Genomic DNA, 19,072 nt, shown 5'->3' on the forward strand with positions numbered 1-19,072 from the left:
CAAGAGGGGCCGCTCGGGGGGATTCATGGGGTGTGATGCCCCTCACTTCATGGTGGACGCTGATGGTCGACTGTACGGACGGGAGGCGTTCCGGCGGACAGGTCGCGCGCCTGTGGTGCTGGTCGGGAACCGGACGGGACGCCCGCGCGTTCTCCGGACAGAGGGTCCGCGCGGGGGCGGGCCACCCTGCGAGGAGGCATCGGCATGACGGCACGTACGAAGATCATTGTTGGGGGAGTGGCCATCGGGCTGCTGCTGATGCCGCTGCTCGGGTTCTGGCTCTCGCTGCTGGTGGTGATCGGGGTCCCCACCGCGGCGTACTTCCTGCTCGACCCGGGCCAGCGCCGCAGGCTCCGCAAGGTCTCCCGCAAGGAACTGGGGCGCTGACGGCCCGGCGCGCGGGTCGCGCCCGGCCGGGCCGTGGGCCCGCGGGATGCGCGCACCGCCGGCGCGTTCACCCCGCCTCCTCCGTCCCGCGCCGCCATTCCTCCCTGGTCAGGGCGTACTCCACCTCGCCGTACTCGGATCCCTCGATACGGTCGGGCCAGTCACCGAAGAAGGTGCGGACATACCGGAGTCCCGTTTTCTCCATGACCCGCCGTGAACGGGTGTTGACGGCCATCGTCGTCGCGAAGACGCGCTCCGCTCCCGGTTCCGCGAATTCCCCGGCGATCAGGGCACGTGCGCCCTCGGTGGCGTAACCGCGGCCCCAGGCCGCCTTGTTGAGCCGGTATCCCAGCTCCACCACCGTCGCGTCGTCGTCGCGCACCGGCCGGAACTCGAACCAGCCCAGAAAGGCACCCGTCGCGCGTTCCCCGGCAGCCCAGAAGCCCGGCCTGCCGGTGCACGGGACAACGCGCGCCAGCCGGGGGAGCACGGTGTCGCGGACCGTCTCCCGGGTCGTCGGCCGGCCCCCGTTCAGATAGCGCATCACCTCGGGATCGCTGTCGAGAGCGAACACATGGTCGAGGTCGGCCCCGGTGACGGCGCGCAGGGTCAGGCGTTCGGTCTCCAGGAACACACTCATGATCACATCCTTGCCCGCGCTCCGGGGCGCACGCCAGCGGATATCCCCGCGACCGGGAATTCCCCCGCCCGATTCGGCGCCGCCGGTCGACCGTCTCCCGACCGACCTGCCCACCCGGGGAATTCCAGGAGAAATCGGCAGCCGTCACGGGGCGGCAACCGCCGATCCCCGTAAGGGAATATGCCGGTCGAATGTACGCTCCCCGTGTGCGCGATCCCGTGCTCCCGTTGCGCCTTGCCGTGCCGTCGCCGGTACGAAAGGCTTACCGCAACGCGGGGAACGTATGAGCGGGGAGGACCGACGATGCCGCTGAACAACGCACTTGACTGGCTGCTCGACGACCTGACCAAACGGATCGAGCACATCAAGCACGCACTGGTGCTGTCCAACGACGGCCTGGTGACAGGAGCGAGCACAGGACTCGCGCGCGAGGACGCCGAACACCTCGCCGCGGTCTCGTCCGGCCTCCACTCCCTCGCACGCGGCTCCGGACGCCACTTCCGCGCCGGCCGCGCGCGCCAGACCATGGTCGAATTCGACGAGGCCCTGCTCTTCGTCACCGCCGCCGGGGACGGCAGCTGCCTCTGCGTCCTCAGCGAGGCCGAAGCCGACGTCGGCCAGATCGCCTACGAGATGACCCTCATGGTCAACCGCGTCGGCGAACACCTGGGCGTCGCCGCCAGACAGCCCACTGTTGACAGCCGCTGACCTGCAAAAACAGCAACACAGACCAAGTTATCCACAGGCCCGCCCAAGACTCGCCCGACCCATCTATCGTCGTCCCCGAGAGCACACACCGCTCACGGGGGAGACACACATGACACACCAGGAAACACTCACACCCACAGGCGCGGCCCGCCTCCTCGACCTGCGGCGGGCCGAGACGGACCTGGCCATCAGGATGGGCCTGATCCGCACCGCGCCCCGCACACCCGGCGGACCGCTCCGCGTCACACGCGAGGAAACCGACCGGCTGCGCGCCATGGCCGGCTTCCCCGAAGCCCTGCGCGAGCGCGTCAGGACCGTGGGCACCCGGGACGGAGCCGCGCTCCTCGGCATCGGCCCCGCCCGCTTCACCCGGCTCGCCCGCCTCGGCCACATTGCCCCGATCACCTTCTACACCAACCGCTACCACGCCGTGGTCTGGCGCTACCTCGCCGACGACCTGCGCACCTTCGCCGCCACCCGGCCCCAGGCACTCACCGGCCGCACCCCCGCCCACCAGCGCACCCTCCTGGAGAGCGGCGAGGACCACCGCGCCCGCACCTGGCGGGCCCAGCGCACCGCACTGCTGCTGAGTTCGGCCCGCGACCCCTGGGAACGCGCGGCCGTCCTGGCCTGCGCACTCGGCCCGGACCTCCTCACCCTCCTCGTGCCGGATCCCGTCGAATACTCCTGCCTGCGCTTCCTCGCACCCCCGCCGGACGGCATCGGCTCACGCTCCGCCACCGCGCGGGACACGGCGGAGCGACTGGCACGCGCCGACCACCCCGACGAGACCCGCTGGTTCCGGGCCGGCCTCGCCGACGAACTGCGACAAGCACGAGCCACCGGGCCCGCGCCCCTGCCCGGACGGCACGTCACCACCCAGGCACCACCGCCCGCCCCCGCCGACCCACCCGGGACCGGGCAGCACCCGCACCCCCTCACGGAATGGGGCCCCCACCCCGAAGACGTACCGGACGAGGGACCCGGGACCACCGCACCCCATGCCACCGCACCGCCGGAAATCTCCGGCCCCCGGCACCCGGAGCCCGGCACCACACGGCCGCCGACCCGGTCACCGCGGCCCACCTGGCCCCCGATCCGAGCCACGACCCCCCGGGCACAGCGGGACCGGCCGCGCCACCGCCCCGGCCGCAGCCTCCTCGAACGGCTGCGCCTGCGGCGGCCCCGACCGGCCGGCGACCCCACCGGGGCGGGGCGATGACCACCACCGCCCCGGCCGGAGCACCGGAGGACCGGTCCCGCCCCTGCGGGACGGGACCGGTCCACGGCACGGCCGGCACCACCCCCGCCCGCGCCCGGCGACCCGGGCGCGGCACACCCTCCCCGGAGAGGAGAAGCCCCGCACGGCCCGCCGCACCCGGCGGATCAGCCGTTCATCTCCCGGCGCGCGTCCACGAACGCGTCGACGGCCCGCTCCACGTCCTGTGCCGAGTGCGCCGCGGACAACTGCACACGGATCCGCGCCTGACCCATCGGCACCACCGGATAGGAGAAACCGATGACATAGACCCCGCGCTCCAGGAGCAACTCCGCCATCCGGCCCGCCTCCGCCGCGTCACCGATCATGACGGGCGCGATCGGGTGGTCACCGGGCAGGATCTCGAAACCCTCCTCGGACATCCGACGCCGGAACAGAGCCGTGTTCGCGGCGAGCCGCTCCCGCAGCTCCCCGGCCGACTCCAGCAGATCGAGGACCGTGAGCGACGCGGCCGCGATCACCGGGGCGAGCGAGTTGGAGAAGAGATACGGACGGGACCGCTGACGCAGCAGGGCGACGATCTCGGCCCGCGCGGCGACATAGCCACCTGACGCCCCGCCGAGCGCCTTGCCGAGCGTGCCGGTGACGATGTCCACCCGGTCCATGACACCCGCCAGCTCGGGCGTGCCCCGGCCGCCCGGACCCACGAACCCGACCGCGTGCGAGTCGTCCACCATGACCATCGCGTCATACCGGTCGGCGAGATCGCAGATCTCCGCGAGCGGCGCCACATAGCCGTCCATGGAGAAGACCCCGTCGGTGACGATCAGCCGGCGGCGGGCGTCCTGGGTCTCCTTGAGGCGCTGCTCCAGATCGGCGAGGTCACGGTTGGCATAGCGGTGCCGCGCCGCCTTGGAGAGCCGGATGCCGTCGATGATCGAGGCATGGTTGAGAGCATCGGAGATCACCGCGTCCTCGGGGCCGAGCAGCGTCTCGAAGACACCGCCGTTGGCATCGAAACAGGAGGAGTACAGGATCGTGTCCTCCTGCCCCAGGAAGGCCGACAGCCGGGCCTCCAACTCCTTGTGGACATCCTGGGTGCCGCAGATGAACCGGACCGAGGCCATGCCGTAGCCCCAGCGGTCAAGCGCCCCCTTGGCGGCGGCGACCACCTGGGGATGGTCGGCGAGACCGAGGTAGTTGTTGGCGCAGAAATTGAGGACCTCGCCGGAGGCGACGGAGACGGTGGCGCTCTGCGGGGTGGTGATCACCCGCTCGGGCTTGTAAAGACCGGCCTCCCGGATCTCGTCGAGGGCGGTGCGCAGTTCGTCGCGGACGGATGCGTACATGGGCGGGTGCTCCCTGATGGGTGGCGGACGGGCGCCCGGCGCGCGGGCCGACGCCCGACCGGCGAAGACGGTCGGGTTTCCCGTGCCGGAGACGGCGGACGGGGGACGGGGGGGAACGGGGGTGGGGGAGGGGAGGGGGTGGGGGGAGGGGCCCCTCCCCCCACCCACCTGGGGAAGGCGGGGCGGGCGGGGTGGTCAGCGGGTCCAGTCGAGGATGATCTTGCCGCTCTGTGCCGTGGCCGCCTCGTCGAAGGCCGCCTCGAATTCCTCGTGGCCGTAGCTTCCCGTGATGACGGGGGTGAGGTCGAGTCCGCCTTCCAGCAGCACGGTCATGGCGTACCAGGTCTCGTACATCTCGCGCCCGTAGATGCCCTTGAGGGTGATCATCGAGGTGACGATCTTCGCCCAGTCGACGGCGAACTCCTCGGCGGGCAGTCCCAGCATGGCGATCCGGCCGCCGTGGGTCATGTTGTCGACCATGTCCCGCATGGCTTCGGGCCGGCCCGACATCTCCAGGCCGATGTCGAAGCCCTCCTTGAGGCCGAGCCGGCGCTGTGCCTCGGCGATGTCGTGGTCGGAGACGTTCAGGGCGAGGGTGGCGCCGGCCTTGCGGGCGAGGTCGAGGCGGGCGTCGCTGATGTCGGTGATCACGACATTGCGGGCTCCGGCGTGCCGGGCGACGGCGGCGGCCATGATGCCGATCGGCCCGGCGCCGGTGATCAGCACGTCCTCGCCGACCAGCGGGAAGGAGAGCGCGGTGTGCACGGCGTTGCCGAAGGGGTCGAAGATGGCCGCGATGTCCAGGTCCACCGGGGTGCGGTGCACCCACACGTTGGACGCGGGGAGGGCGACGTACTCGGCGAACGCGCCGTCGCGGCCGACGCCCAGTCCGACCGTGCTGCGGCACAGATGGCGCCGGCCGGCCAGACAGTTGCGGCACTTGCCGCAGACGAGATGGCCCTCGCCGCTCACGATGTCACCGACGGCGATGTCCTGGACATCGCCGCCGACGGCGGCCACCTCCCCGGCGAACTCGTGACCGAGTACGCGGGGGGTGTCCACGGCCTGCCGGGCCCAGGCGTCCCAGGAGCGGATGTGCAGGTCGGTGCCGCAGATGCCGGTGCGCAGCACCTTGATCAGCACATCGCCCGGTCCGATCTCCGGCTCGGGTACGTCCATGAGCCACAGGCCGGGCTCGGCGTACTGCTTGACAAGTGCCTTCATGGGGGCGGCTCCAGGCATGATCGCGAAAGAAATCATGACAAATGCGAATCAATGGGACTTAGTGCCCATGGCGAGAATGTACGACAGCGCTGACCATCGGGCTCGCACCAATCTGCCCAGCGTGGCCCCGGGAGTCCATCGAGGATTTCTTAAGCGGTCCCCAAGCACAGCTACATACCGTGGCCGCTGGGCAGCACCGGGAAGGCGGCGGCCCGGGGCGCACACCTGCGGGTGTGCTCCGGGCCGTACGGCCACAGCCGCCGGGGCGACGGCGGCGGGCCGCCGGTGCGGGGCCGGATCCGATGCGGGCGGATCCGGCCCCTTCCCTCACCTCCCCGGAATCTGCTCCCGTGCGGTCCCGGCTCCCGGCTCCCGGCGCCTGCCGGGACCGGCCCCGGCTCCCCGGCCCCTTCCGGGGCCGATCCCGGCAGGTCTCCCGCAGCCAGGCCGTTTCCTGCGGCCGCAGCGCCCCCCCTCGCCCCCGCCCCCTCGCGCCCGTGCGCCACCGCCGTCCTGCCCTGGCCCGCCCTGGTCCGCCCCGCACCCTCACGGGCCGTTTTCCCCCGTGCCCGGGGGCCGTCCACCAGGGGGCGAGAGGTGTGCGGACGGGCCCCGGGTACTTCGTTCGCACATCCGTCGCCACGGTGCGAGCCTGGGAGGATGAGCTGGGCATCGTGGACGACCACGGGTGTGTACTCCGGGCGCGGCGGAGTCCTCACCGACGAGGTCGGCGTACTGACCGGGGATCTCACCGTGCACACCACCTGGGCGGCGGACGAGGCGCGCGTCGCCGTCCAGTACAGCGGGGCGTCGGACTGGTTCACCATGTCGGGCAGCCCCACGCCCTGCGACACGGAGGAGGAGAGCCGGGCCCTGCACCAGGCCGTGGTCGATGCCGTCCAACTGGGCGGCGGCGCCACCGTCCCACCCGTCCCGCACCGCGCCGCCTGATGCGGCCCCCTCCGGCCCCGGGGGCGCCCGCCCCTGCCCACGATCCGCGGAGGATCCGCCTCCGGAAGGTCTGCCTCCGGTCTGCTGACAGAATGGTCCGGTGATCGACCCACGACGGCTGCGCATCCTGCGGGCCGTGGCGGACCACCGTACGGTGACCGCCGCGGCCGCCGCGCTCTACCTCACGCCCTCGGCCGTCTCCCAGCAGCTCAGCGCGTTGGAGCAGGAGACCGGGCACACCTTGCTGATCCGCGGTGGCAAGGGGGTCAGACCGACCCCCGCCGGCGAGATCCTGCTCGGGCACACCCACGCGGTCCTCGCCCAGCTGGAGCGGGCCGAGGCGGAGCTGGCGGCGTACGCGGGCGGAGCCGCCGGAGAGGTCACGGCCGCCGCCTTCGCCACCGGTATCGCCGAGGTCGTCGCCCCCGCGCTGGGGCTGCTCGCCGCCGGGCACCCCGGCATCCGGGTCCGGGTCCGCGACGCCGAGGGCGACGAGAGCCTGCCGCTGGTCCTCGACGGCGAGGCCGACCTCGCGGTCGCCGTCGAGTACCGGGGGGCGCCCGGCGCGGACGATCCACGGCTGGCGCGGGTGCCGCTCTACGCCGAACCCTTCGACGCGGTGCTCCGCGCCGATCACCCACTGGGGACCGCCGGGGCGCCGGTCGCCCTGGCCGAGCTGGCCGACAGCGACTGGATCGGCCCCTACCCCGGCAACCCCTGCCACGACGTGGTCCTCCTCGCCTGCGAGCTGGCCGGTTTCCAGCCCCGGCTGGTCCACTCCTCCGACGACTTCCGGGCCGTCGTCGCCCTCGCGGGCGCGGGCGCCGGCGTGGCGCTCGTCCCGCGCTCCGCGCTGCGCGGCATGGAGCTGACGGACGCGGTCGTCCGCCCGGTCTCGGGCCCGGCCGCGACCCGCCGGGTCTTCGCCGCCGTACGGCGCGGAGCCGAGGACCACCCCCTGATCAGCCCGGTGCTCGACGCGCTCGCCCGCGCCGCGACGGCCCTCCCCAGCACCTGACGACCGGCCCGGGGCCGGCCCCGGGCCGGGACCCGGCCACCATCCGAACCCCGCCACCCCGACCCACCCGAACCCGCCGTCGGAGCGACGGGCCGGGGTCAGCCCGGTGGCGGTACCAGGGCGGCCTTGAGCCCGGACTCCAGATCGGCCCCGGCCCCCTCCCGGAACGCCTGCTCGTACACGCGGTCACCGGCCACGGTCCGCGCCGCCCGCTCGCACTGTTCGCGTACGGCGGCCAGCTCCGGGGTGCCGCGCTGAGGATGGCCCACGGTGCTCCAGAACGCCTGCCCCGTGCCGTACACCAGCCCCGCCCGCTCGCCGTCCCCGCCCGCCGCGATCGCCGCCGCCAGCAGATCGAGCCCCAGCGCGATGCCGAAGCTGTCACCGATGCCGTGCTTGCAGGTCAGCATCGCCCGCGCGTGCTCGGCGGCCTGCTCCGCCGCACCGGTGAACAGCGCGATCAGGCTCAGCTGGTAGTCGAGGTACGCGCGCGTCCACGACTCCTCGCGCTCCACACAGCCCCGGCGCAGCCACAGCGCCCGCTCCCGCGCCTCCGCCAGCCGGCCGAGCCCGGTCAGCGCGAAGACCCGCACCAGATGGCAGCGGAGCCCGTCCGCGGAGTCGAAGGGCTCGTAACCGGTGGCCTCCAGCGCCTCGACGGAGATCCGTTCGGCGTCCAGCGGGCGGCCCGTCAGCAGGGCGAGCAGGCCCGCGAGATACGCGGCGGCCAGGATCCCCGCCGCCTGACCGGTGTCGCGGGCGGAACGGGTGCACGCCGTGCTGATCTCCTGTGCCGTCCCGTACTCGCCCTGGAGGGTGGCGCCGATCCCGAGCGCCCACAGCGCCCGGGTCCGGTCGGGACCGCTGCCGGGGTGCCCGGCGATGACCTGCTCCAGATAGCCGCGGGCCTCGTGCAGATGGCCGCAGCAGCTCCAGAAGAAGCCGACCAGCCCCGCCAGCCGCAGCGCGCGCCCGGGGTCGGCGGTCAGCAGATGGTCGAGCGCCGTGCACAGATCCGTATGGGTGTCGCCGACCCGCCGGTACCAGTGCGCCTGTTCCGGGCCCAGCCACGCGGCGTCGGCCTCCTCGGCGAAGCGGACGAAGTGGTCCGCGTGGCGGTCGGCGACCGCCCGCTCCTCCGCGAGTTCACGCAGCCAGATCCGCCCGTAGTCGCGGATGGTGTCCAGCATCCGGTAGCGGACGCCGCCCCCGCCGGGGGCCTTGACCGCGAAGATCACGGAGGCGGCGGTCAGCCGGTCGAGGAGCGGACTGATCCGTTCGGTGGCGAGTGGCCCGCCCGCGCACACCGCACGGGCGGCCCCTTCGTCGAAATCGCCCCGGAAGACCGTGAGCCGCGCCCACAGCAGCCGCTCCGGCGGGGAGCACAGCTCATGGCTCCACCCGATCGTGGTGACCATCGTCCGGTGCCGCTCCGGCCGTACCACGGCGGTGTCGTCGGCCCTCAGGACGTCGAAGCGGGACGCGAGCCGTTCGGCGATGTCCGCCGTGCCGGTGCGTGCCGCCTGGGCGGCGGCCAGTTCCAGCGCCAGGGGGATGCCTTCGAGCCGGTGGCAGATCCACCGGGCGGCCTCCGGGTCGTACCGTTCGGTCCACGCCGCCCGCCCGGCGCCGCCCACGCCACCGGGCACAGCGCCGCCGCCCGCCCCGTCACCCGTCTCGCCGCCCGCCTCGGCACCGTCGCCGCCCGCCGTCCCGTCGTCGCCTCCGGGGGCCCGGTGGTCCGCCTCCGCTCCGGGGCCGGGGCCGGTGCCGGAGCCGGGCCTGGAGCTGGGCCCGGAGCCCCATCGCCCCGGGCCCCGGAGCGCCGAGACCATCCGCTGCCGGAACAGTTCCCGCGCCTCCGGCCCGCTCTCCGGCAGCGGCTCCACATCCAGGACCCGTTCGGGGGCCATGCCCAGGGGCTCCCTCCCGGTGGTCAGTACGGTCAGCCCGGGGACCGCGGTCAGCAGATCACCCACCAGGGCCCGGCAGGGTGCGAGCAGATGCTCGCAGGAGTCGAGCACCAGCAGTACCTGCTTCATCGCCAGCCACTCGCACAACGCGTCCGCCGGCATCCGAGGCGTGTGGTCCGACAGATCGCAGGCGCTCGACACGGTGGCCACCAGCAGCCGATCGCCGTAGAGCGGCGCCAGGTCCGCCCAGGCCACCCCGTCGGGGAACGCCGTCCGCACCTGGCGCGCGGCCCGCAGCGCCAGCCGTGACTTGCCCACTCCGCCGCAGCCCGCGAGGGTGATCAGCCGGTGCTGCCGCAGTGCCCCGTCCAGCAGACCCAGCTCGCGCCGCCGTCCGACGAAACTGGTCGTGTCCTCGGGGAGATGTCCCAACACACCTGTAGTGTCCCGCAATTCGGATCCGCCGGATGCCACGGATGCATGGATGCATGGATGCATGGATGCATGGATGCCACGGAGGCCCGCCGGGAGGCGCCACGGACCCGCGCCCGCCACGGACCCGCGTCGGCGCGGGTCCTTCCGATCAGGACGGCCGGTGGTGGGGGCCCTCCATCGCGTCCTTCAGATTGCGCAGGGTCCGCCGGATGTTGCCCCGCTGGAAGTCGGCGAAGGTGTGCCCCCGGGTCATGAGCCGGTCGACCGTATGGGCCAGGACGTCCGGCCAGGCCCGCCGGTCGTCCCGCCATGTCTCCGTCACCCGGGTGCCGCCGTCGACCGGCTCGAAGCGGTACTCCCAGGTGGCGATGCGCCCCCGGAGCACCGGCCGCCGCCTGCCGATGGCGTGCACCCGGAAGGCGAAGCGCTGCCCGGGGACCGCGGCCGTCACCGTGCACCGGGTCGTCCAGCGCAGCGGCCCGCGCCGGTTGTGGCCGTCGAACACCATGCCCACATGGGCGTCCCGGTCCCCGCCGCGCACCGTGGCCCCCAGGTTCTCCGGGCTCCAGCGGCCCATCAGGGCGGGGTTGCTGACCTGTGCGTAGATGGCGGCCGGGGCGGCCTGGATGACGATGCAGTCCGAGACCGCGAGGGTGCGTGGCATGGAGAAGACTCCGATCCGTCGAGAACGAGGGCTGTGCGGGGCCCTTGCCCCCGGAGCGGATGCCGACGCCTCCTGGGGGACGTCTCCTGTCCGGGGCCGGCCGGCCGGGCGGCGCACGACCCGGGAGCACTCATATTACCCATCGGTAGGACGATCTTGCCGCCCCGCGGGCTGAACGGACGTTCAGTCGCGCCGTGTTGACACCCCGCCCGCGCCGCCGAACGGCGACGTCGGCGCGCGTGGAGCGTACGGACGCAAATGAGCGGCGCTTGCAAGTAAGTGCGTCTGCAATTAATGTGTACGCACGTTACTGGCTCAGGCAATGACCCCTGGAGGTCCTGGTGCCCCTCGCCCTGCCCGCCCTCGCTCTCGGTGCCTTCTGCATCGGCATGACAGAGTTCGTGATCATGGGGCTGCTGCCCGAGGTCGCCGCCGACTTCGGGGTCTCCCTGCCGACCGCCGGGTTCCTCGTGACGGGGTACGCGCTCGGAGTGGTCCTGGGCGCGCCGCTGATGGCCGCGCTCGGCACCCGGGTCCCCCGCCGCCGGATGCTCGTGCTGCTGATGGGGCTGTTCGTCGTCGGGAACACGCTCTCCGCGCTCGCGCCCGGTTACGAGGTCATGCTCGCGGGCCGGATCGTCGCCTCGCTCACCCACGGCGCGTTCTTCGGCATCGGCTCGCTCGTCGCCGCGGAACTCGTCGCGCCCGGGAAGCGGGCGGGGGTCATCGCGCTGATGTTCACCGGCCTGACCGTCGCCAACGTCGTCGGGGTCCCGCTCGGCACCTCCGTCGGCCAGAGCGCCGGCTGGCGCGTCACCTTCCTCGCGGTCGCCGCCCTCGGGGTCGTCGGGCTGCTGGGCGTGGCCCGGTTCGTGCCCGAGCTGCCCCGGCCCGCGGGAGTGCGCCTCCGCGACGAACTGGCGGCCCTGCGCGACGTCCAGGTGCTCCTGGCTATGGGCATGACCGTGTTCGGCTTCGGCGGGGTCTTCGCGTCCCTCACCTACGTCGCACCGATGATGACCGAGGTCGCGGGGTACGACGCCACGTCGGTCACCTGGCTGCTCGTGCTCTTCGGCATCGGCATGGTCGTCGGCAATCTGGCCGGCGGCCGGTACGCGGACCGGGCGCCGGTGCAGCTCCTGTACCTCTCGCTCGGCGGGCTCACCCTCGTCCTCGCCCTCTTCACCGTCACCGCCCACGACCGGTTCGCGGCGGCGGTGACGATCACCCTGGTCGGCGGGCTGGGATTCGCCACCGTGGCGCCGCTCCAGAAGCGGGTGCTCGACCGGTCCGCGGCCGCCCCCACCCTGGCGTCGGCCGTCAACATCGGCGCCTTCAACCTCGGGAACGCGCTGGCCGCCTGGCTGGGCGGACTGGTCATCGCGGCCGGCTTCGGATACACCGCGCCCAACGGGGTCGGCGCGCTGCTGACGGCGACGGCGCTGGTCCTCGCCGTCGTCTCCCGCCGTCTGGAGCGCCGTACGGCCGCGGCGACGGTCGGACCGGGTACGCCCGTACGGGCCCGGGGTGCCGTGTCCCGCCCGGCGGAGCCCGTGGCGCGGCGGGGCTGACCGGTCCGTCCGTACCGGCCGTACCGGGGGCGGCAGGGGGAGATCCGGCCCCGGTGCGCGTGCCGAGGGGGCGGACCCGGGTGGGCCCGCCCCCTCGGCGGCCGGTCAGGAACCGGCCGAGACGGCCTGCACGAGCTGGGTGATCTGCCCGAGCAGCGGCAGCGAGGGCAGTGCGGACGGGGACGCCTGGGTGCCGGAGCCCGGCGCGAGCTGCCCCAGCAGCGGCAGCGACGACAGGCCCGCCGGGGCACTCTGCGCCGCCGGCACCGACCCCGACTGCCCCAGCTGCCCCAGTTGACCCAACTGCCCGAGCTGGCCGAGTTGGCCGGACTGCCCGAGCTGCCCGGACTGGCCCGGCTGGGCGAGCTGGCCGAGCTGCCCGAGTCCGGGCAGCGACGGCAGGGAGGGCAGCGCCGCCGGCTGGTCCTGCGCCGGAGTCAGGGCCGTGGTGTTCCCCGCCGTCGCCGCGAGGGCGGCCGTGAGCAGGCCGTCCGAGGTGGGCAGGGTCTGGCTGGTCGGACGGGCCAGTCCGGACGTGGCGTCCGCGACGAGCCGCTCCAGCTCCGCGCGGAACGCGGCGAGCGCGTCGGCCCCGCCGTCCTCGGCGCCGTCACCCGTCGGAGCCGTCAGGAGCGCGCTCTGATCAGGCCCGGCCAGGCCCTCCTGGAGCCCCGGCAGATCCGTCGCGTACGGACCGGCCGCCGACTCTCCGGAGGTCGCCGCCTCGATCAGCGCGAGCAGTTCCCTGACATGGGCCGGTACGACATCGTCGTCGGCGAGGGCCGCGGCGCGCCCCGGTCCGGCTTCCGGCAAAAGGGCGGGGGTGGACGCGCAGGCGGTACCGGCCGCGCCGAGGACCACCGTGGCGCAGAGCACGGACGGCACCAGTGCCCGGGAGAGCGGGGCGAAACGCATGGAAGGGCTCCTTACGAGGGTGGGACGGACTCGTCCTCACCGTGTGGAGCGCCCCGGGCGCGCGGCAACCGCGCCGCAGGTCCGCGATTGCGCCGACTGCCCGCCGGATCCCCCTGTGACCAGCGACTTCCCGCCGAACTCCGGTACCCGGCCGGGGTGGTGCATCCGTGTGACGAACCGCCACCCGTCCGGGCCCGCGGCCCGCCCCATCCCGGACCCGGCATACCGCAGCCACGCAAAAGATGATATTCCGGATCAGCTACCAATAAAGAAGAGATAAGCGCACAATAGAAGGGCGCTGATCGCAGCGCTTCCCGGTCGCACATGCAACGCGTCGAAGGAGGCGAGTCGTATGGCCGGCGTCTCACACAGGGGGGATCTGGCGGGGCATCCCGACATCGGCGAGATGCGTGACCGCTATGCGAAGGTCCTCGGCGGGCGCGATGTGGCGCTGGTCGACGGGCCGGTGTTCCTGGTCGGCCTCGCGTGCGCCGTCTCCCCGTGGGTCGTCCACTTCGCGGGCGGCCAGCCCGCGCTGGCGACCCACAACCTGATCATGGGTGTCGCGATCGTGGTCCTCGCCCTCGGCTTCACCGTCACCCCGGAGCGGATGTACGGGCTGAGCTGGGCCATGTGCGCGATGGGCATCTGGCTGGTCATCGCGCCCTGGATCGTGGGCAGCAGCCCGGACGCGGGGGTCATCTGGACCAACGCCGTGCTCGGCGGGCTCACCTTCCTGCTGGGGGTCGTCTGCACCATGGTGGCGATACGGAGCGGCCGTACGCGGCACGGTGCCCGCTGAGAGAGGGGCAGGGGCCGCCACGGGCGCTTTCCGGCCGGCGGGTTCCGGTCGGGCCGTGGGCCTTCGGGACGGGTCGTGGCCGGCGCGGGGGACGTGCGGTGGACCGCCCCCGCCCGGAGCGGGAGCGGTCCACCGGGCTGGATCCCCACCGCGACGACATTCCGACCCGCGCGCCGGACGGGTCACGGCGTACCGTCAGGAGTCGCTCAGCAGCCAGTTCCTGGCGGACCGGGCACGGGCCTGGTTCAACAGCGCGTGGATCCGCTCGCCCGCCTCGTCGGCGTCCCGCACCGGCGAGGGGAAGGACAGCCGCGCGTCGCTGTGGCCGTTGTCGTACTCCAGCCGCATGGTGATGCCGTACCGGTCGATGGCCAGCGGCATGGCCCGCCGCACCTTCTGCGCGGCACGCGGCTTGACCAGGCGGAGCAGCAGCGAGACGACATCGCCGTGGTCGTCGGTGAGATGGGTGAGCATCCCCGCCTCGCAGGTCGCCAGCGGGTCGGTCTCGGCCTCCATCAGATCCGCGAGGTCCACGGTCGTCCGCCGGCCCGCCGTGTCCAGGACGGCGTGGGAGAACTCCAGGCACCGGCTGTCCTCGGACCGGTTGTGCTCCGCCGGGTCCAGCAGCCATCCGGCCAGCAGCACCCGGGCCCGGACGCGGTCGCGCACCGCCGTGGGGGCGATGTCGGTGAACTCCAGGGTGGCGCGTACCGCCGTGCCCTCGGCGGGATCGGGCGCGGCGTCCCACCCCCGCGACGACGCGGGGTGGAGGTGGACCCGCTCCGGGCCGCCCGTCCCGTCCAGCCGCGAGACCTCGGTGCGGCCCTCGTCGGTGACGACGGTCATGGAGTCGGCCGCCGCCAGGATCGACCGGACGCGCTCGGCGCCGGTCGGTTCCGCGGGCGGGGCGTTGAACAGACGGCGCATCCGGGGCTCCACATCTCCGCACATCGATATAGTTAGGTATGCCTAACCTAATCCGTCGGATGGTCGATCGCCAAGCCCGGTCCGTCATGTGGTCGGCCGGCCGCCTGTTCCGGCAGCCGCCGTGCAGACTTCCGTACGGCTTCGGCATGGTTCCTGACGTGACCCGGGCGCCCCGCGCACTGCCCGTCAGCCGCCGAGCGGCCGCACCGTCACCGGCAGGCCGGGCGCCTGGTGTCCGCCACTCGCCAGCATCCGGACCTCGCCGCGCTCGGTGATCTCCGCGCGGACGATCCCGGTCTCGTCCTCGTAGACCGGATGGCCGCCCGCGCCGGTCCGGTCGGTGCGCGTGACCACGACGGAGTCGTCCTCCGCGCCCGATGCCTGGAAGACCAGCTCATACCGTTCCGCGTACTCCATGTGTCCTCCTGCGACGGCTCCGCCGGGGCGGTCGCCGACCGCGCCTGTCCTGGCCCGCTGTGTACGGGTGTCTCTCCGCGTCCCATCGTGACCCGGCCGGAGGGCACGCGCCTGGGGAGCACCCCGAGCACCCCGAGCACCCGGAATGCACGGAATGCGCGGAGTACTCGAAGTGGCCCGCGCACCCGAAGCCCCCGCAGCGGCCGCCGCCCGGTCCCTCACCAGACCTCCTCCTCCACCCCGGCGGCGCTCCGCCCGGCCCGCAGCCGCAGCGCCGCCAGGGGAAAGAGCAGCACCGACACCATCGCCGCGCCCACCATCGCCGCCGCCTCGCCCGAACCCACCGAGCCGTCCTCCGTCCCGATCGTGGTGATCGCCACCACCAGGGGCAGACAGGTGGCGGCGTACAGCGTCAGCGCCCGGCGGTCCGGCCCGCTCAGCGCGCGCGGCGCGAGCAGATACACCGGCCCGCCGCGCACCACCAGGAAGAGCAGCAGGAACACGCCCAGCAGCACCGCCTCCCGGCCGCCGGAGAGCAGCGCGCGCAGATCGAACTCGATCCCCGTGACCACGAAGAAGAGGGGTACCAGGAACCCGAACCCCATCGCCTCGACCTTGCCCAGGATCTCCGCGCTGCTCTCCGGCGCCGCCCCGGTGAGGACCAGCCGGGTGAGCACCCCGGCGGCGAACGCCCCCAGCAGGGTGTCCAGCCCGAACACCGCCGCCAGCGCCAGCATCGACACCAGCACCAGCATCACCCACCGGACCGCGAACTGGGCACTGCTGTGCAGGGTCCCGGCGATGATCCGGGAGAACCACGGCGGCCGGGGCCGCAGCGCCCACACCACGGCCACCGCCGTCACCGCCGCGAACGCGGCCAGCAGCACGGCCGATTCGGCCGGGGCCCGCCCGCTGAGCAGCAGCGCCATGGCGATGATGGGGCCGAACTCGCCGACCGCTCCGAAGGCGAGCATCACCGTCCCGAACCGCCCCCGCAGATCGCCGCTGTCGCGCAGGATCGGCAGGACGGTTCCCAGCGCGGTACTGGTGAGGGCGGTCCCGACGACCAGGGCCGCCTCCCACGGCCCGAGCGCCGCCGCGATCCCGAGGCCCAGGGCCAGGGAGATCAGCCACGCCCCCAGCGCACGGCGCAGGACGCCGCCCCGGATCGCGGCGAAGTCGGTCTCGTACCCCGCGAGGAAGATCAGCATCGCCAGGCCCAGCCGGGACAGGGTGTCGACGACCGCGTCGGACCGGGCCCAGTCCAGGACGTCCGGGCCGATCACGATCCCCAGCCCGATCTCGAAGATGACGAGGGGTACGCGGAGCCGGCGGCCGACGCCGTGGGCGAGCACCGGGGCGAGTACGGCGACCGCCATGATCAGCAGGAGGGTGCCCGGGTGCGCCATGGGCCGTGTCTACCGCACGGCGGTCAGGACGCGGTCCCCTCCAGGCGGCGCAGCCGCTCGGTGTCATCCGTCCGGGGGCAGGTGGCGCACGCCTCGGCCGGGCGGATGGCGTAGAAGAGGCAGCATCCCATCCGGGTCCGGGTGGGGTACGAGCGTCCCTCACGGCCCGTCAGCCGGCGGAAGGCCGCCCCGCCGGGGTACGGGCCGACCGCCCCCGGCAACAGGGCCTCGGCCTCCCGTACCGCCCGGTCCTCCTCGCCCAGCACGCGTCCCACGTACCAGATCCCGGAGACCAGGTCGTCGGTGACCATGCCCCACAGGGCGCGCGGGCCGCGCCGCACGCGGGGGCCGATCGCGGCGAGCAGCGGCCGTACGTGGTCGGCGACCGCCGCCCGCAGCTCGTCCCGCAGCGACGCCTCGCCGGACATCACCCGCACTCCCGGCAGCCCGGCCGCCGGGTCGTCGGGCAGACAGGAGAAGCCGCCCGGCACCACCGCGTAACGGTCCCCGGTCCGGCTGACCCACAGCTGGTCGGGGCGCGGCCGGGGCACGCGGCGCTCCAGGTACCAGGGTCCGCTGATGACCAGGGCGGCCGCCCAGAGGAAGCCGTGCAGCGCCCGCGAGGCGACCACGTCGGGGCGCGCCCGGGTCCCGTACCGCTCCCGGATCCGCCGGTCCTCCCCGTCCAGGAAGGCGTCGAGCAGTTCGGGCCGCAGAGCCAGTTCGGCTCCGTCGATCCAGCCCTGGGCGGCGGGTGCGTGGGGATCCGCGATCTCCAGCTGGAGGGCTTCGCACAGCGCGGTGAGTCTGCGGTAGCCGGCGGAGAGCAGGGTGGAGCAGCTGAGCGCGGCTCCCGCGGACGTGAGCACCGGGGCCAGGGTCACGGGACTCCTCAGGGTGGGGCGTGCGGATGCCCCGGCGGTGGGGGAGGGCCGGGAGCACGGGAACGGGCAGGAGGTCACGGCGGGGCCGCGGCCGACGGAACGTCACGAGGACGGTAGCGCCGAGAAGGTAAGCCTCACCTTAACCATATGGTCGGACCAGATCGTTAACTGAACCCCGCGTGCGGCGAATTGGCCTTCTTAGGGATGCCTAACCTAAGCTCCGGTTTGGTGATCCGGAGTGACCGGCAGGCCGCGACCAGGGAGTTCGCCCCGGGCCGCGGTCGGAGCCGTCCTGTCCGGCCCTGTACCTTTCCTGCCTGTCCCCCTGCCCGGCGAATGTGCGCGCGGAAGTATTTCACCCATGCAGATGTATGTGCTCGCCCACAACCCCACCGACGCGGTCACCGAGGGCTTCCTCCCGGCCGCCGGCCGTCTCGGACTCGACGTCACCCTGTTGACCGATCAGCCCGGGGCGCACCGGGACCGCTACCGCGAGAGCCATCCCGGCGTCGAGGTCCTCGACTGCGACGTACGCGACTTCCACGCCGTCATCAGCCGGATCTCGGCCCACCGCCGCCCCGACGCCGTCTTCAGCAACAGCGACCACCTCCAGACGCAGACCGCGCTGGCCGCCGAGTGGTTCGGCCTGCCCGGCAAGCCCTGGCGGGCCGCGCTGGCCGCCAAGGACAAGGCGCAGACCCGCCGGCTGCTCACCGCCGACGCCGTGCGCTCCCTCGAACTGGCGGCCCATCAGGACCCCGCCGACCTCCTCGCGTCGGACCTGCCCTTCCCCTGGGTGCTCAAGCCGCGCGAGGGCGTCGCCAGCGAGGACGTCATCTGGGTGGCGGACCCCGGCGACTACCTCCACCACGCGGCGGCCATCCGCGCCCGCCGCCCCGGGGCCGCCCTGGTCGCCGAGGAGTACCTGCCCGGCGAGCTGTGCTCGCTGGAGACCCTGGGGGACGGCCGGCGGCTGCACGTCCTCGGCGGCTTCCGCACCGAACTCTCCCCCCTCCCGCACTTCATCGAGGAGCGGATGGCCTTCGTCCCCGCCCACCCCGGGCCCGTCGTGGCCCAGGTCCTCGACGCCCTCGGCACCCTCGGCGCGGGCTTCGGCGCCTGCCACACCGAGTTCGTCGTCCACGCGGGCCGCGCCCGGATCATCGAGGTCAACTACCGGGCCATCGGGGACCAGTGCGATCTGCTGCTCGCCGAACTCCTCGGCATCCCCTACTTCGAACACGTCCTGCGGATACACCTCGGCGAACCGCTCCCCGCCGACCTGCCGCTGCGCACCGGCCGCGCCGCCCGGCTCGCCTATCCGCTCGCCGACCGCGCGGGCACCCTCACCGCCGCCCCCGGCCCCGCGGATCTCACCGTCGACGGTGTCCGCCTGACCTACCGTCCGGCCCGCGGGGTCGGCGAGCGGCACGAGCTGTACCGCACCAACCGGGACTTCCTCGGCATCGTCCGCGCCATCGGCCCCGGCCAGGAGGCCGTCGACCGGGTCGTGGACGCCTTCACCGCCCGGCTGAGCTGGGAGATCACTCCGTGATCCACGACCCCGACCCCGCCCACCGGACCCTTGACCCCGCCCCGCCCCGCCCGGCCCCCGACTCCGCCCGAAAGGCCCCCGGGA

The 19,072-nt window shown here is 73.5% G+C and carries 18 protein-coding genes; 8 read left to right on the forward strand and 10 right to left on the reverse strand.

Translation table 11 applies throughout. The features are described from left to right. Nucleotides 1-204: 204 nt before the first annotated feature. Nucleotides 205-387, forward strand: a complete 183-nt coding sequence (locus tag SYYSPA8_RS03440) for a hypothetical protein (protein WP_323445385.1) — start codon at nt 205-207, stop codon at nt 385-387. Nucleotides 388-454: 67 nt separating this feature from the next. Here the strand turns inward: SYYSPA8_RS03440 and SYYSPA8_RS03445 are convergent, their stop codons facing one another. Next, nucleotides 455-1,027, reverse strand: a complete 573-nt coding sequence (locus SYYSPA8_RS03445; protein ID WP_323445386.1) for a GNAT family N-acetyltransferase — start codon at nt 1,025-1,027, stop codon at nt 455-457. A 303-nt stretch (nt 1,028-1,330) separates the two neighbouring features. Between SYYSPA8_RS03445 and SYYSPA8_RS03450 the strand changes: the two genes are divergently transcribed. Then, complete coding sequence (locus SYYSPA8_RS03450) at nt 1,331-1,735, forward strand: roadblock/LC7 domain-containing protein (RefSeq protein WP_323445387.1); 405 nt, start codon at nt 1,331-1,333, stop codon at nt 1,733-1,735. Between the two features lie 109 nt (nt 1,736-1,844). Further along, nucleotides 1,845-2,957 carry a DUF6397 family protein gene (locus tag SYYSPA8_RS03455; protein WP_323445388.1) on the forward strand — a complete coding sequence of 371 codons (1,113 nt, stop codon included), beginning with the start codon at nt 1,845-1,847 and terminating at the stop codon, nt 2,955-2,957. A 164-nt stretch (nt 2,958-3,121) separates the two neighbouring features. Here the strand turns inward: SYYSPA8_RS03455 and SYYSPA8_RS03460 are convergent, their stop codons facing one another. Together SYYSPA8_RS03460 and tdh are read right to left on the reverse strand one after the other, a co-directional pair. After that, complete coding sequence (locus SYYSPA8_RS03460; protein WP_323445389.1) at nt 3,122-4,303, reverse strand: glycine C-acetyltransferase; 1,182 nt, start codon at nt 4,301-4,303, stop codon at nt 3,122-3,124. A gap of 195 nt (nt 4,304-4,498) precedes the next feature. Then, complete coding sequence (tdh, locus tag SYYSPA8_RS03465) at nt 4,499-5,527, reverse strand: L-threonine 3-dehydrogenase (protein ID WP_323445390.1); 1,029 nt, start codon at nt 5,525-5,527, stop codon at nt 4,499-4,501. A 660-nt stretch (nt 5,528-6,187) separates the two neighbouring features. Between tdh and SYYSPA8_RS03470 the strand changes: the two genes are divergently transcribed. Both SYYSPA8_RS03470 and SYYSPA8_RS03475 read left to right on the forward strand, forming a co-directional pair. Then, nucleotides 6,188-6,478, forward strand: a complete 291-nt coding sequence (locus tag SYYSPA8_RS03470) for a hypothetical protein (RefSeq protein WP_323445391.1) — start codon at nt 6,188-6,190, stop codon at nt 6,476-6,478. Between the two features lie 100 nt (nt 6,479-6,578). Further along, the gene (locus SYYSPA8_RS03475; protein ID WP_323445392.1) at nt 6,579-7,496 is read left to right on the forward strand and encodes a LysR family transcriptional regulator; all 918 of its coding nucleotides are present in this window, start codon (nt 6,579-6,581) and stop codon (nt 7,494-7,496) included. Between the two features lie 98 nt (nt 7,497-7,594). Here SYYSPA8_RS03475 and SYYSPA8_RS03480 read toward each other — a convergent pair whose 3' ends face one another. Both SYYSPA8_RS03480 and SYYSPA8_RS03485 read right to left on the reverse strand, forming a co-directional pair. After that, nucleotides 7,595-9,844 carry an ATP-binding protein gene (locus SYYSPA8_RS03480; RefSeq protein WP_323445393.1) on the reverse strand — a complete coding sequence of 750 codons (2,250 nt, stop codon included), beginning with the start codon at nt 9,842-9,844 and terminating at the stop codon, nt 7,595-7,597. 148 nt (nt 9,845-9,992) lie between these two features. After that, nucleotides 9,993-10,508, reverse strand: a complete 516-nt coding sequence (locus SYYSPA8_RS03485) for an SRPBCC family protein (RefSeq protein ID WP_323445394.1) — start codon at nt 10,506-10,508, stop codon at nt 9,993-9,995. A 341-nt stretch (nt 10,509-10,849) separates the two neighbouring features. On the opposite strand from SYYSPA8_RS03485, the gene SYYSPA8_RS03490 reads away from it, so the two are divergent. Beyond that, complete coding sequence (locus tag SYYSPA8_RS03490; protein WP_323445395.1) at nt 10,850-12,079, forward strand: MFS transporter; 1,230 nt, start codon at nt 10,850-10,852, stop codon at nt 12,077-12,079. A gap of 105 nt (nt 12,080-12,184) precedes the next feature. On the opposite strand, the gene SYYSPA8_RS03495 is transcribed toward SYYSPA8_RS03490, so the two are convergent. Further along, a complete protein-coding gene (locus tag SYYSPA8_RS03495; protein WP_323445396.1) occupies nt 12,185-12,994 on the reverse strand; it encodes a hypothetical protein in 810 nt (269 codons plus the stop codon). A 352-nt stretch (nt 12,995-13,346) separates the two neighbouring features. Here SYYSPA8_RS03495 and SYYSPA8_RS03500 point away from each other — a divergent pair, with 352 nt between their 5' ends. Continuing rightward, nucleotides 13,347-13,796 carry an SPW repeat protein gene (locus SYYSPA8_RS03500; RefSeq protein ID WP_323445397.1) on the forward strand — a complete coding sequence of 150 codons (450 nt, stop codon included), beginning with the start codon at nt 13,347-13,349 and terminating at the stop codon, nt 13,794-13,796. 195 nt (nt 13,797-13,991) lie between these two features. Here SYYSPA8_RS03500 and SYYSPA8_RS03505 read toward each other — a convergent pair whose 3' ends face one another. The 4 genes from SYYSPA8_RS03505 to SYYSPA8_RS03520 all read right to left on the reverse strand — a co-directional run bounded on the left by SYYSPA8_RS03505 (nt 13,992) and on the right by SYYSPA8_RS03520 (nt 17,433). Beyond that, the gene (locus SYYSPA8_RS03505) at nt 13,992-14,723 is read right to left on the reverse strand and encodes a DUF2470 domain-containing protein (protein WP_323445398.1); all 732 of its coding nucleotides are present in this window, start codon (nt 14,721-14,723) and stop codon (nt 13,992-13,994) included. Nucleotides 14,724-14,909: 186 nt separating this feature from the next. Continuing rightward, nucleotides 14,910-15,140, reverse strand: coding sequence for a DUF6296 family protein (locus SYYSPA8_RS03510; protein ID WP_323445399.1), 231 nt, complete (start codon nt 15,138-15,140; stop codon nt 14,910-14,912). A gap of 218 nt (nt 15,141-15,358) precedes the next feature. Beyond that, nucleotides 15,359-16,549, reverse strand: coding sequence for a cation:proton antiporter (locus tag SYYSPA8_RS03515; protein WP_323445400.1), 1,191 nt, complete (start codon nt 16,547-16,549; stop codon nt 15,359-15,361). 23 nt (nt 16,550-16,572) lie between these two features. Beyond that, nucleotides 16,573-17,433 carry a (2Fe-2S)-binding protein gene (locus SYYSPA8_RS03520; protein ID WP_323445401.1) on the reverse strand — a complete coding sequence of 287 codons (861 nt, stop codon included), beginning with the start codon at nt 17,431-17,433 and terminating at the stop codon, nt 16,573-16,575. 361 nt (nt 17,434-17,794) lie between these two features. Between SYYSPA8_RS03520 and SYYSPA8_RS03525 the strand changes: the two genes are divergently transcribed. Continuing rightward, nucleotides 17,795-18,988: an ATP-grasp domain-containing protein gene (locus tag SYYSPA8_RS03525; RefSeq protein ID WP_323445402.1), complete on the forward strand. Its 1,194-nt coding sequence runs from the start codon at nt 17,795-17,797 to the stop codon at nt 18,986-18,988. The last annotated feature ends 84 nt before the right edge of the window (nt 18,989-19,072 follow it).

The sequence above is a fragment of the Streptomyces yaizuensis genome, from assembly GCF_034961445.1.
Lineage (GTDB): Bacteria > Actinomycetota > Actinomycetes > Streptomycetales > Streptomycetaceae > Streptomyces > Streptomyces yaizuensis.